General features: G+C 67.9%; 9 protein-coding genes. All 9 read right to left on the bottom strand.

Annotation, left to right across the window (positions count from 1 at the left end; genetic code table 11):
- Window positions 1-15: 15 nt before the first annotated feature.
- Window positions 16-2,112, bottom strand: a complete 2,097-nt coding sequence (fusA, locus tag GA0070612_RS09445) for an elongation factor G (RefSeq protein WP_088987572.1) — start codon at window positions 2,110-2,112, stop codon at window positions 16-18.
- A gap of 76 nt (window positions 2,113-2,188) precedes the next feature.
- On the bottom strand, window positions 2,189-2,659 hold the full coding sequence (gene rpsG, locus GA0070612_RS09440; protein WP_007465317.1) for a 30S ribosomal protein S7: 471 nt from the start codon (window positions 2,657-2,659) through the stop codon (window positions 2,189-2,191).
- Between the two features lies 1 nt (window position 2,660).
- The gene (gene rpsL / locus GA0070612_RS09435; protein WP_007465318.1) at window positions 2,661-3,035 is read right to left on the bottom strand and encodes a 30S ribosomal protein S12; all 375 of its coding nucleotides are present in this window, start codon (window positions 3,033-3,035) and stop codon (window positions 2,661-2,663) included.
- A gap of 494 nt (window positions 3,036-3,529) precedes the next feature.
- A complete protein-coding gene (locus GA0070612_RS09430; RefSeq protein WP_088987571.1) occupies window positions 3,530-3,964 on the bottom strand; it encodes a phage holin family protein in 435 nt (144 codons plus the stop codon).
- 567 nt (window positions 3,965-4,531) lie between these two features.
- Complete coding sequence (locus GA0070612_RS09425; protein WP_088987570.1) at window positions 4,532-4,900, bottom strand: hypothetical protein; 369 nt, start codon at window positions 4,898-4,900, stop codon at window positions 4,532-4,534.
- 94 nt (window positions 4,901-4,994) lie between these two features.
- Entirely contained in the window at window positions 4,995-8,882 is a 3,888-nt protein-coding gene (locus tag GA0070612_RS09420) for a DNA-directed RNA polymerase subunit beta' (RefSeq protein ID WP_088987569.1), read from the bottom strand.
- 80 nt (window positions 8,883-8,962) lie between these two features.
- Window positions 8,963-12,394 carry a DNA-directed RNA polymerase subunit beta gene (gene rpoB, locus GA0070612_RS09415; RefSeq protein WP_088987568.1) on the bottom strand — a complete coding sequence of 1,144 codons (3,432 nt, stop codon included), beginning with the start codon at window positions 12,392-12,394 and terminating at the stop codon, window positions 8,963-8,965.
- Window positions 12,395-12,963: 569 nt separating this feature from the next.
- Complete coding sequence (rplL, locus tag GA0070612_RS09410; protein ID WP_088987567.1) at window positions 12,964-13,353, bottom strand: 50S ribosomal protein L7/L12; 390 nt, start codon at window positions 13,351-13,353, stop codon at window positions 12,964-12,966.
- A gap of 55 nt (window positions 13,354-13,408) precedes the next feature.
- Window positions 13,409-13,954: a 50S ribosomal protein L10 gene (rplJ, locus tag GA0070612_RS09405; protein ID WP_088987566.1), complete on the bottom strand. Its 546-nt coding sequence runs from the start codon at window positions 13,952-13,954 to the stop codon at window positions 13,409-13,411.
- Between the last annotated feature and the right edge of the window lie 102 nt (window positions 13,955-14,056).

Here is a 14,056-nt window from a genome sequence, read left to right as displayed (position 1 = left end):
CACCTGCTCAGAGCGTTACTCGCCCGTTGCCTTGGCGATGATCTCCTTCGCGACGCTCTGCGGAACCTCGGCGTAGGAGTCGAACTGCATGCTGTAGCTAGCCCGGCCCTGGGTCTTCGACCGCAGGTCGCCGACGTAGCCGAACATCTCCGACAACGGCACCAGAGCCCGGACGATGCGGGCGCCGCTGCGCTCCTCCATCGCCTGGATGATGCCGCGGCGGGAGTTGAGGTCGCCGATGACGTCACCCATGTTCTCCTCAGGAGTGGTGACCTCAACAGCCATCATCGGCTCGAGCAGTGCGGGGTCGGCCTTGCGGGCCGCCTCCTTCATCACCATCGAACCGGCGATCTTGAATGCCATTTCCGAGGAGTCGACCTCGTGGTACTGGCCGTCCAGCAGCGTCAGCTTCACGCCGACCAGCGGGAAGCCCGCCAGGATGCCGTACTGCATGGCGTCCTGGGCGCCGGCGTCCACCGACGGGATGAACTCACGCGGGACGCGACCACCGGTGACGGCGTTCGCGAACTCGTAGGTCGGCGAGTCGTTGTCCAGCGGCAGCGGCTCGACGCTCACGATGACGCGGGCGTACTGACCCGAACCACCGGTCTGCTTCTTGTGGGTGTACTCGATCTTCTCCACCTTGCGGCGGATCGTCTCGCGGTACGCCACCTGCGGCTTACCGATGTTCGCCTCGACGTTGAACTCGCGGCGCATCCGGTCGACCAGGATGTCCAGGTGCAGCTCGCCCATGCCGGCGATGACCGTCTGACCGGTCTCCTCGTCAAGCTTGACGCGGAAGGTCGGGTCCTCCTCGGCCAGCCGCTGGATGGCGGTGCTGAGCTTCTCCTGGTCGGCCTTGGTCTTCGGCTCGATGGCGACCTCGATGACCGGCTCCGGGAAGGTCATCGACTCCAGGATGACCGGGTTCGCCGGGTCGCACAGCGTGTCACCGGTGGTGGTCTGCTTGAGACCCTGCACCGCGATGATGTCGCCAGCCTGGGCCGAGCTGCGCTCTTCCCGCTTGTTGGCGTGCATCTGGTAGATCTTGCCGATGCGCTCCTTGCGGTCCTTGGTGGAGTTGACCACCTGGGTGCCGGTCTCGACCACGCCGGAGTAGACCCGGACGTAGGTGAGCTTGCCGAGGTGCTTGTCGGTCTGGATCTTGAACGCGAGACCGGAGAAGGGCTCGGCCTTGGACGGCTTGCGCAGCAGCGGGGTCTCGCCGTCGGGGGCCGTGCCCTCGATCGCCGGGACGTCCAGCGGCGACGGCAGGAAGTCGACGACGGCGTCGAGCATGGGCTGGACACCCTTGTTCTTGAACGCCGAGCCGCACAGCACCGGGTTGGCCTTGCCGGCGATGGTGGCACGCCGGATGGCGGCCTTGATCTCCTCGACGGAGACCTCCTCGCCCTCCAGGTACTTCTCCATCACCGAGTCGTCGACGTCGGCGAGGGTCTCCATCAGCTTCTCGCGCCACTCGGCCGCGGAGTCGGCCAGCTCGGCCGGGATCTCCTCGATCGCGTAGTCCTCACCCTTCTGGGTCTCCCCGCGCCAGGTGAGGGCGCGCATGCCGATCAGGTCGACGACACCGATGTGGTCGCCCTCGAGCCCGATCGGGATCTGGAGCACCAGCGGGGTGGCGTTCAGCCGGTCGATCATCATCTGCACGCAGCGGAAGAAGTCGGCACCGGTCCGGTCGAGCTTGTTGACGAAGCACATACGCGGGACGTTGTACTTGTCGGCCTGCCGCCAGACGTTCTCCGTCTGCGGCTCCACGCCGGCGACGCCGTCGTAAACCGCGACCGCACCATCCAGAACCCGCAGCGACCGCTCGACCTCAACCGTGAAGTCGACGTGGCCGGGCGTGTCGATGATCTGGATCGTGTGGCCCTTCCACTCACACTTGGTGGCAGCGGAGGTGATGGTGATACCACGCTCCTGCTCCTGCTCCATCCAGTCCATGACGGCAGCGCCCTCGTGGACCTCACCGATCTTGTACGTGATACCGGTGTAGAACAGGATTCGCTCGGTGGTCGTGGTCTTACCGGCATCGATGTGCGCCATGATGCCGATGTTGCGTACGTTGGCGAGCGCGTCTGCGGCGGCCACTTCAATCCCTACTTATCGTCGTCTCGACTCAACTGGTGGCGGTTCCGGCGCCCGTGGGGGCGCCGGAACCAGGGTGTTACCAGCGGTAGTGCGCGAAGGCCTTGTTCGACTCGGCCATCTTGTGCGTGTCCTCGCGCCGCTTGACGGCGGCACCGAGGCCGTTGCTCGCGTCCAACAGCTCGTTCATCAGCCGCTCGACCATGGTCTTCTCGCGCCGGGCGCGGGAGTAGGTGACCAGCCAGCGCAGGCCCAGGGTGGTCGCCCGGGTCGGGCGGACCTCGACCGGAACCTGGTAGGTGGCGCCACCGACACGACGGCTGCGCACCTCGAGGGTCGGCTTGACGTTGTCCATCGCCCGCTTCAGGGTGACGACCGGGTCGGTGCCGGACTTCTCGCGGCAGCCCTCAAGGGCCGCGTACACGATGGACTCGGCGAGCTGACGCTTGCCGCGGAGCAGGATCTTGTTCACCAGCTGGGTGACCAGCGGCGAGTTGTACACCGGGTCAGCGACCAGTGGCCGCCGCGGAGCGGGTCCCTTACGCGGCATGTCAGCTCTTCTCCTTCTTCGCGCCGTAACGGCTGCGCGCCTGCTTGCGGTTGCGGACACCCTGGGTGTCCAGCGAACCGCGAACGATCTTGTAACGCACACCGGGGAGGTCCTTCACCCGGCCACCGCGGACGAGCACGATCGAGTGCTCCTGCAGGTTGTGACCGACGCCCGGGATGTAGGCCGTCACCTCGATCTGGCTGCTGAGCTTCACGCGAGCGACCTTGCGCAGCGCCGAGTTCGGCTTCTTCGGGGTGGTGGTGTACACGCGGGTGCACACGCCGCGCCGCTGGGGGGAACCCTTCAGCGCCGGGGTCTTGGTCTTGGTCGTCTTCGCCTGGCGGCCCTTTCGGACCAGCTGCTGGATCGTGGGCACCGGGTTTCTCCGCTCCCTTCGGCCGCATCCGCGGCCGCGCCGTCTGCTCGTTAGCCGGTCTGATGACCGGCTCTCCTACATTCCGACCAGGGTCGCCTTGCGGAGACCCCGGCACCCGCGGTCGGGCGTGTCGCCCTCGTCACGGCTCCGTTGCGACGCTTTCGCGTGCGAACCGGAGTTTGTCACCGGTACGTGGGTTACCGCGCCCCGGATCCTTGGCTTGTCGTGCCGCCGCCCGAACTCCGGAAACAGCGCACGCACGAGTTGCCCGGGCAGGCCCGGGCACAAGGGGAAAGAGTACCTACCACAACCGCCCAGGTCAAAACGGAATGGCCCGGCGGCTGTCTCACCTCCGCCGGCCGGATCTCGTCCTGCCCCGTCGCCCGCGATGGGCACCTACGAGCACAAGTGTACCGGCTTCCCCGCAGGACCACCCGTCGGCCCCGGGCCGGCACCGGGAAGGACACGGAAGGGGCGACGGCAGCGAATCGGGCTCAGGCCAGAGCGAGGAGCAACGCCAGGCCCAGGCCCAGAAGGCTGAGCACCACTCCCGCCACGCCGCAACTGATCCCGGCCACCGACAGACCACGGCCGGTGAAGCGGACGGCCGGAGGCGCTACCGGCCGGCGGATCTGCCGCTGACCGAGCAGCCCGATGACCACGGCTGCCACACCCGTGAGCACCCCGAGCACCGCGAACGCCCCGGAGACCCAGGCCCCACCCTCGTCCACGAACGTCACCCCGAAGCAGATGACCAGCAGCGAGACCAGCGCCGACGCGATTCCGGCCACCAGCGCCCCGGTGGCCAGCCCGGATGTGACCGGCGCCACGTCCAGGTGCACGACACCGAACGGCGTACCCGCAACCGTCTCGACCCGCTTCGGCGGTCGGCGCTGGTCGTCGGTCGGAGGCGGCGGAGGCCCGGCCACGCCGCCCCATCCGGGCGCGTGACCCGGCGACGGCGGACCCCACCCCTGGGGCACGCCGGGCCCGGACGGCGGCGGACCCCACCCAGCCGGGACACCGGGCCCAGACGCTGGCGGACCCCATCCGGCCGGGACACCGGGCCCAGACGCTGGCGGACCCCACCCTGGGGGTACACCAGGCCCGGGCGGCGGCGGACCCCACCCCTGGGGTGCGTGGGTCGGCGCGCCGGAGACCGGGTACGGCTGGTGGAAGCCCGTCGGCCCGGTCGGACCCCAGCCAGGGTGCGGCGCACCCCAACCCGGCGTGGAGACCGGGGGATGCGGTGGGCCGCTCGGACCCGGTCGCTCCCAGCCATTCGGCGCGGGCGAAGCCGGCGCGGGCGGCGTCGACGCAGGAGGGGTCGGCTCGTGCGGGGTCTGCGCGTCCGGAGGGCCGGCCGGTTCGTCCGCAGGGGGCCGCGCCGGTTCCGTCACGAGGTCCTCCTGTCGAAAGGGCACCACCGCCGCACGGTGGACACCGGCCAGGCTACCGCCGAGGACGCCGCCGCCGGGGCGCGGCCACCGGCGAGCTCAGTCCATGTTCGTCGGGTAGTCGTGGCCGAACGGCGTGCCGGCCAACCGGACCACACCGATCACGACCGCGATCACCACGGTGACCGCGACCAGCACCAGGCCCGTCCAGGCCATCCGCTCCCCCCGTCGCAGCCAGGCGCCACCGGTCAGGAAACCCCCCGAGGTGTACGCCTCACGGCGCGCCTGCCGCGCCAGTTGCAGTGCGACCGTCGCCGGCACCACCCCGCCGATGAAGAGCCCGGTCAGCATGCCGAGCAGCCCCAGCGCGAAGACCGCCCGCGCCTTCGTGGCACGGGCCGGATCCGGGTCCAGCGGGTGACGCGGGTCCTGCTGCGCGACGGGCACCTGCCCGGGTGCGGTCGTCATCCCCCCATCATGCCCAACTCGCCGCCGGGGTGGGTGGGTCCGGACGCGACGAGGCCCCCGGCGGACACCGGGGGCCTCGTCGTGTGACTGGTGCTTAGCGGTACGACCCGAAGTCGAAGTCGTCCAGCGGCACAGCCTGCCCGCCGGCCGGCCCGAACCCGTAGTCGGTCTCCGGGTACCCGGTCATCGAGTAGACCTTGGCCTTGGCCTCCTCGGTCGGCTCGACCCGCACGTTGCGGTACTTGCTGATGCCCGTACCGGCCGGGATGAGCTTTCCGATGATCACGTTCTCCTTGAGGCCGACCAGCGAGTCGCTGCGCGAGTTGATCGCAGCGTCGGTCAGCACCCGGGTGGTCTCCTGGAAGGAGGCCGCCGAGAGCCAGGAGTCGGTGGCCAGCGAGGCCTTGGTGATACCCATCAGCACCGGACGACCGGCGGCGGGCTCGCCGCCCTCCGAGACGAGTCGGCGGTTCTCCGACTCGAACAGCGCCCGGTCGACCAGCACACCCGGCAGGAACTCGGTCGAGCCGGAGTCGATGACCGTCACCCGCTTGAGCATCTGGCGGATGATGATCTCGATGTGCTTGTCGTGGATGAGCACACCCTGCGAGCGGTAGACCTCCTGGACCTCACTGGTCAGGTGGACCTGGACCGCCCGCGGACCCATGATCCGCAGAAGCTCGTGCGGGTCGATGGTGCCCTCGGTCAGCTTCTCGCCGACCGCGACGTGACCGCCGTCGTGGGTCCGGAGCTTGACCCGCTTCGAGATCTTGTCGTAGACGATCTCGTCGCTGCCGTCGTCCGGCACCACGATGATCTTGCGCGAGCGCTCGCCGTCCTCGATCCGGATCCGGCCGGGGGTGTCGGCGATGGGCGCCTTACCCTTCGGGACCCGGGCCTCGAAGATTTCCTGCACACGCGGCAGACCCTGGGTGATGTCCTCACCCGCGACACCACCGGTGTGGAAGGTACGCATCGTCAGCTGCGTACCCGGCTCACCGATGGACTGGGCGGCGATGATGCCGACCGCCTCGCCGATGTCGACCGACTTACCGGTCGGCAGCGACCGGCCGTAGCAGGCCGCGCAGACGCCCAGCTTCGACTCGCAGGTGAGCACGCTGCGGACCCGGACCGTCTCCACGCCGGCGGCGACGATCTTGTCGACCCCGATGGAGTTGATGTCCTGGCCGCGCTCGGCCACCACGGTCCCGTCCGGGCCCTTGATGTCGTCGGCCAGCGTCCGGGCGTGCACGCTGGTCTCGGCGTGGGTGTGGACGACGAGCTTGCCGTCCAGCCGCTCGCCGATCTGCATCGGGATCGCCCGGTCGGTGCCGCAGTCCTCTTCGCGGATGATGACGTCCTGCGAGACGTCCACCAGACGACGGGTCAGGTAACCCGAGTCGGCGGTCCGCAGCGCGGTGTCGGCGAGACCCTTACGGGCACCGTGCGTGGAGATGAAGTACTCCAGCACGGACAGACCCTCCCGGTAGCTGGCCTTGATCGGCCGCGGGATGATCTCGCCCTTCGGGTTGGCCACCAGACCACGGATCGCCGCGATCTGCCGGAGCTGAAGCAGGTTACCGCGAGCACCCGAGTTGATCATCTTCCACAGTGGGTTCTCCTGCGGCAGCGCGGTGTCCATCTCCTTGGCGACCTCGTTGGTCGCCTTGGTCCAGATCTCGATGAGTTCGCCGCGACGCTCCTCGGCGGTCATCAGACCACGCTGGTACTGCTTGTCGATCCGGTCGGCTTCCTTCTCGTACCGCGCCAGGATCTCCGCCTTGCGCGGCGGAGCGATGACGTCCTCCATGCCGATCGTCACGCCGGACCAGGTGGCCCAGTGGAAACCGGCCTCCTTGAGCCCGTCCAGGGTGGCGGCCAGGGCCACCTTGGGGAAGCGCTCGGCGAGGTCGTTGACGATCGCGGAGAGCTGACCCTTGCGGATCTCGTAGTTCACGAAGCGGTAGCCCTGCGGCAGCGTCTCGTTGAACAGCACCCGACCCAGGGTCGTCTCGATGGTCAGCGGGTCACCCTCGACCCAGCCCTCCGGGGCGGTCCACGCCTCGGCGCCGGCGCCGTTGTCGACACCGATCACGCCGCGCAGGCGGATCCGCACCGGCGCCTGCAGGTGCAGCTCACTGTTGTCGAAGGCCATCCGCGCCTCGGCGTCCGAGCTGAACGCCCGGCCCTCGCCCTTCTCACCGGCGGTGAGGTGGGTGAGGTGGTACAGACCGATGACCATGTCCTGGGTGGGCATGGTGACCGGCTTGCCGTCGGCCGGCTTGAGGATGTTGTTCGACGACAGCATCAGGATCCGCGCCTCGGCCTGAGCCTCGGCGGACAGCGGCACGTGCACCGCCATCTGGTCACCGTCGAAGTCGGCGTTGAACGCGGTGCAGACCAGCGGGTGGATCTGGATCGCCTTGCCCTCGACCAGCTGCGGCTCGAAGGCCTGGATGCCCAGGCGGTGCAGGGTCGGTGCACGGTTGAGCAGCACCGGGTGCTCGCCGATGACCTCTTCCAGCACGTCCCACACGACCGGGCGCTGACGCTCGACCATCCGCTTGGCGGACTTGATGTTCTGGGCGTGGTTGAGGTCGACCAGCCGCTTCATCACGAACGGCTTGAACAGCTCCAGCGCCATCTGCTTGGGCAGACCGCACTGGTGCAGCTTGAGCTTCGGGCCGACCACGATGACCGAACGGCCCGAGTAGTCGACGCGCTTACCCAGCAGGTTCTGGCGGAACCGGCCCTGCTTGCCCTTGAGCATGTCGGACAGCGACTTGAGCGGGCGGTTACCCGGGCCGGTGACCGGCCGACCACGACGGCCGTTGTCGAACAGCGCGTCGACGGCCTCCTGGAGCATCCGCTTCTCGTTGTTGACGATGATCTCGGGAGCACCGAGGTCGATCAGCCGCTTGAGGCGGTTGTTCCGGTTGATCACGCGGCGGTACAGGTCGTTCAGGTCCGAGGTCGCGAAGCGGCCACCGTCGAGCTGCACCATCGGGCGCAGGTCCGGCGGGATGACCGGGACGCAGTCCAGCACCATGCCGAGCGGCGAGTTGCGGGTGTTCAGGAACGCCGCGACGACCTTGAGCCGCTTGAGCGCCCGAATCTTCCGCTGGCCCTTGCCGGACCGGATGGTCTCCCGCAGGCTCTCGGCCTCGGCGTCGAGGTCCATGTTCTGGACCAACGCCTTGATCGCCTCGGCGCCCATGGAACCGGTGAAGTACTCACCGAACCGGTCGCGCAGCTCGCGGTAGAGCAGCTCGTCGGTGACCAGCTGCTTCGGCTCCAGCTTGCGGAAGGTGTCCAGCACCTCGTCCAGGCGGTCGATCTCGCGCTGGGCCCGGTCGCGGATCTGGCGCATCTCGCGCTCTCCGCCCTCCTTGACCTTGCGCCGGACGTCCGCCTTGGCACCCTCGGCCTCCAGCTCGGCCAGGTCGGCCTCGAGCTTGGCGGCCCGCTTCTCGATCTCCGAGTCGCGGCTGTTCTCGGACTGCCGCTTCTCGGCCAGGATCTCGTTCTCGATCGTCGAGAGGTCACGGTGACGCGACTCCGCGTCCACGCTGGTCACAACGTACGAGGCGAAGTAGATGATCTTCTCGAGGTCCTTGGGGGCGAGGTCCAGCAGGTAGCCCAGCCGGCTCGGAACGCCCTTGAAGTACCAGATGTGGGTCACCGGAGCGGCGAGCTCGATGTGCCCCATCCGCTCACGGCGGACCTTGGAGCGAGTCACCTCGACGCCGCAGCGCTCACAGATGATGCCCTTGAACCGGACCCGCTTGTACTTACCGCAGTAGCACTCCCAGTCCCGCTGAGGGCCGAAGATCTTCTCGCAGAAGAGCCCGTCCTTTTCCGGCTTCAGGGTGCGGTAGTTGATCGTCTCAGGCTTCTTGACCTCGCCGTGCGACCACTGACGGATGTCGTCGGCGGTGGCGAGACCAATGCGCAGCTCGTCGAAGAAGTTGACGTCGAGCACTATGTCCCCTATGTCGTCGTCTGTACTGCTAATTCTCGGGTGGGGTCGGAGGCCGGCGAACCGGCCCCCGACCGCTCACCTCAGACCTCTTCGACCGAGCTCGGCTCGCGCCGGGACAGGTCGATGCCCAGCTCCTCAGCGGCCCGGAACACCTCGTCGTCGGTCTCGCGCATCTCCAGGGCCACACCGTCGCTGGACAGCACCTCGACGTTGAGGCACAGCGACTGCAGCTCCTTGAGCAGCACCTTGAACGACTCCGGGATGCCCGGCTCCGGGATGTTCTCGCCCTTGACGATGGCCTCGTAGACCTTCACCCGGCCGAGCACGTCGTCGGACTTGATCGTGAGCAGCTCCTGCAGGGCGTAGGCAGCGCCGTACGCCTGCATCGCCCAGCACTCCATCTCACCGAAACGCTGACCACCGAACTGCGCCTTACCACCCAGCGGCTGCTGCGTGATCATCGAGTACGGGCCGGTCGACCGAGCGTGGATCTTGTCGTCGACCAGGTGGTTGAGCTTCAGGATGTAGACGTAGCCGACGGCGATCGGGTCCGGCAGAGGCTCACCGGAACGACCGTCGAAGAGCTGCGCCTTGCCGGTACGACCGATCAGCTGCTTGCCGTCCCGGTTGGGCAGGGTCGACTCGAGCAGACCGGAGATCTCCTCCTCGCGGGCACCGTCGAAGACCGGGGTCGCCACGTTCGTGTCGCCCTCGGACTCGTGCGCGTCGATCGAGCGGAGCTGGCGCTTCCACTCGGCGTCGTCGCCCTCGACCTTCCAACCGGTCTTGGCGACCCAACCGAGGTGGGTCTCCAGCACCTGGCCGATGTTCATCCGGCTCGGCACACCGAGCGGGTTGAGCACGATGTCGACCGGGGTGCCGTCCTCCAGGAACGGCATGTCCTCGACCGGCAGGATCTTCGAGATGACGCCCTTGTTGCCGTGCCGGCCGGCGAGCTTGTCGCCGTCCTGGATCTTGCGCTTCTGGGCGACGTAGACCCGGACCAGCTCGTTGACACCCGGCGGCAACTCGTCGCCGTCCTCGCGGGAGAACGTGCGCACACCGATGACCGTGCCGGTCTCGCCGTGCGGCACCTTCAGCGAGGTGTCCCGAACCTCACGCGCCTTCTCACCGAAGATCGCGCGGAGCAGGCGCTCCTCCGGGGTCAGCTCGGTCTCACCCTTGGGCGTGACCTTGCCGACCAGGATGTCGCCGGGGACGACCTCGGCGCCGATCCGGATGATGCCGCGCTCGTCGAGGTCGGCGAGCATTTCCTCGCTGACGTTCGGGATGTCGCGGGTGATCTCCTCCGGGCCGAGCTTGGTGTCCCGAGCGTCGACCTCGTGCTCCTCGATGTGGATCGAGGTGAGCACGTCCTGCTGCACGAGGCGCTGCGACAGGATGATCGCGTCCTCGTAGTTGTGGCCCTCCCAGCACATGAACGCCACCAGCAGGTTGCGTCCGAGCGCCATCTCGCCCTCGTCGGTGCAGGGACCGTCGGCGATGACCTGACCGGCCTCGACGCGGTCGCCCTCGAAGACGACCGGCTTCTGGTTGACGCAGGAGCCGGCGTTGGAGCGGCGGAACTTGTGCAGCAGGTACGTCCGGCGGTGGCCGTCGTCCTGGTGGATGGTGACGTAGTCGGCGCAGAGGTCCTCGATCACACCGCCGACCTCGGCGACCACCACGTCGCCGGCGTCGACCGCGGCGCGGTATTCCATGCCCGTGCCCACGAGCGGCGCCTCGGCCTTGACCAGCGGCACCGCCTGGCGCTGCATGTTCGCGCCCATCAGTGCCCGGTTGGCGTCGTCGTGCTCGAGGAACGGGATCATGGCGGTCGCGACCGAGGTCATCTGCCGGGGCGAGACGTCCATGTAGTCGACGGCGGCGGGGACGACGTCCTCGGTCTCGCCGCCCTTACGACGGCAGAGCACCCGGTCCTCGGCGAACGTGCCGTCAGCCTTCAGGCGCGCGTTGGCCTGGGCCTTGACGAACCGGTCCTCCTCGTCCGCGGTCAGGTAGTCGATCTGGTCGGTGACCCGACCGTCGACGACCTTCCGGTACGGCGTCTCGATGAAGCCGAACGGGTTGACCCGGGCGAAGGTGGACAGCGCGCCGATCAGGCCGATGTTCGGGCCTTCCGGCGTCTCGATCGGGCACATCCGGCCGTAGTGGGACGGGTGCACGTCGCGGACCTCGAAGCCGGCCCGCTCCCGGGACAGACCACCCGGGCCGAGCGCGCTCAGCCGGCGCCGGTGGGTCAGGCCCGCCAGCGGGTTGGTCTGGTCCATGAACTGGGACAGCTGCGACGTCCCGAAGAACTCCTTGATCGCCGCCACCACCGGGCGGATGTTGATCAGGGTCTGCGGGGTGATCGCCTCGACGTCCTGCGTGGTCATCCGCTCGCGGACGACCCGCTCCATGCGGGACAGGCCGACCCGAACCTGGTTCTGGATCAGCTCACCCACGGTGCGCAGGCGACGGTTGCCGAAGTGGTCGATGTCGTCGGCCTCGTAGCCCTCCTCACCGGCGTGCAGCCGGCAGAGGTATTCCACGGTGGCGACGATGTCGTCCTCGGTCAGCGTGCCCGTGGTGATCGGCACGTCGACTTCGAGCTTCTTGTTGAACTTGTAGCGCCCGACCTTGGCGACGTCGTACCTCTTCGGGTTGAAGAAGAGGTTGTCGAGCAGGGTCTGGGCGTTCTCGCGCGTCGGCGGCTCGCCAGGGCGCAGCTTGCGGTAGATGTCGAGCAGCGCCTCGTCGGCGCCGGCGATGTGGTCCTTCTCGAGCGTGGTCATCATCAGCTCGGACCAGCCGAACCGCTCACGGATCCGCTCGGCCGACCATCCGATGGCCTTGAGCAGGACCGTGACGGCCTGCCGACGCTTACGGTCGATGCGTACGCCGACCGTGTCGCGCTTGTCGATGTCGAACTCCAGCCAGGCACCCCGACTCGGGATGACCTTGACGCTGGAGAGGTCGCGGTCGGAGGTCTTGTCCGGCTGCTTGTCGAAGTACACGCCCGGAGACCGGACGAGCTGGCTGACCACGACGCGCTCGGTGCCGTTGATGACGAAGGTGCCCTTGGGCGTCATCATCGGGAAGTCACCCATGAACACCGTCTGGCTCTTGATCTCGCCAGTGGTGTTGTTGGTGAACTCCGCGGTCACGAAGAGCGGAGCGCAGTAGGTCAGGTCCTTCTCCTTGCACTCCTCGATCGAGGCCTTGACCTCGTCGAAGCGCGGTGCCGAGAAGGAGAGTGACATGGTGCCGGAGAAGTCCTCAATGGGACTGATCTCTTCAAGGATCTCCGCGAGACCCGAGCGTGCGTGCGGGTCGTCCGCCGACCGGCCCTGCCAAGCCTCGTTGCCGACGAGCCAGTCGAAGGACTCGTTCTGAATGGCAAGGAGGTTGGGGACCTCGAGGTGTTCGGTGATCCTGCCGAATGAAACTCGGCGGGGAGCGAATGCGCTCGACGTACGACTGGTCTTCGCAGGGCGGGAAGCTGCCAAGATGCGTCCTTCCGAGGACCGGTGCTGCAGAACGGCTGGTACGCGTGCACTCCAATGACCCCACCAGAATTATCCGTAAACGGACATTTCCGAGCAGGGGTCAAGTCGGAAGGCAGCGCAAACTAGCAGTGTAGCCGAGAGGCTAACCGCTGTCCAGCCCACCCCGCAGGTCGTTTGCGGAACGCGCCTCGACCCCCGTCAACCGGGGTCTGCCGGGCCGCTCAGAACGCAACTCCCCACTGGGCCGCACGGGTGACCGCGACCGATGGTGCCGTCGCTGTCATACCCACATCGTGGCCGTCGCAAGCGCGGTGTCTTGCTGGTGTCAGCGTGCCTGGCAGGCCGGTGCCGCGTCAAGGGCCGGTATCCGGGTCGCTACTTCTTTCCTCCTGGAGGGCGACCCGCCGCGCTCGTCGGGTTCCCGGAGGCCGGTCGTCGGAGCCCAGGTCAGGGCCGGTCCGCGCCGGATCCACCAACACGGCGGGCGGCGATCCGTGTCGGATCACCGCCCGCCGTGACGCGATTCGTGTCCCGGCTCACGAGCCGGGTACGCGCAGGTGGAGCTCAGGTCACTTGAGGGTGACCTTGGCGCCCTCACCCTCGAGCTTGGCCTTCGCCTTCTCGGCGGTCTCCTTGTTGACCTTCTCCAGGATGGCCTTCGGCGCGGACTCGACCGCGTCCTTGGCCTCCTTGAGGCCCAGGCCGGTCAGCTCACGCACGACCTTGATGACCTGGATCTTCTTGCCACCGTCGGCGTCGAGGATGACGTCGAACTCGTCCTTCTCCTCCTCGGCCGGGGCAGCAGCGCCACCGGTGGCACCGCCGGCCGCGGCGACCGCGACCGGAGCGGCAGCGGTGACCTCGAAGGTGGTCTCGAACTGCTTCACGAACTCAGAGAGCTCGATCAGCGTCATCTCCTTGAACGCGTCGAGCAGCTCGTCGGTGCTGAGCTTCGCCATGTCTGGCGTCCTTTCCTAATGCTGATAAGTAAGAACTGGTGCGCCGTGGGAGCCGTCAGGCCGCCTCGGCGCCCTCCTTCTCGCGCTTGTCCTGCAGGGCAGCCGCCAGACGGGCGGTCTTCGACAGCGGGGCCTGGAACAGGGCCGCGGCCTTGCTCAGGTTGCCCTTCATCGCGCCGGCCAGCTTGGCCAGCAGCACCTCGCGGGACTCCAGGTCGGCGAGCTTCGTGACCTCGGCCGCGGTGATGGCCTTGCCCTCGAAGACACCGCCCTTGATGACGAGCTTCGGGTTGGCCTTCGCGAAGTCGCGAAGACCCTTCGCCGCCTCGACGACGTCGCCCGAAACGAAAGTCAGCGCGGTAGGACCGGTGAACAGCTCGTCGAGGCCGGTGATGCCCGCGTCCGTCGCAGCACGCTTCGCCAGCGTGTTCTTCGCGACCATGTAGCTGGTCTCGGCGCCGAGCGAGCGCCGAAGCTGGGTGAGCTGGGAAACCGTCAGACCGCGGTACTCGGTCAGCACGGTGGCACCCGAGCTGCGGAAGCTCTCGGTCAGCTCAGCGACGGCCGTGGCCTTGTCGGCCCGAATCGGCTTGTCCGCCATGTCCCTCCTCTCTCGTTACTCGAGGCTGGTCCCGTCACGGCCGAAGCCGGAACGGGAGCGGAGGCAGCGCGACAACGAAAAAGCCCCGGCGCAGGGCGCACG

The sequence above is a fragment of the Micromonospora chokoriensis genome, from assembly GCF_900091505.1.
In the GTDB taxonomy this organism is placed as follows: domain Bacteria; phylum Actinomycetota; class Actinomycetes; order Mycobacteriales; family Micromonosporaceae; genus Micromonospora; species Micromonospora chokoriensis.
This window is presented reverse-complemented; position numbering and strand designations above follow the sequence as displayed.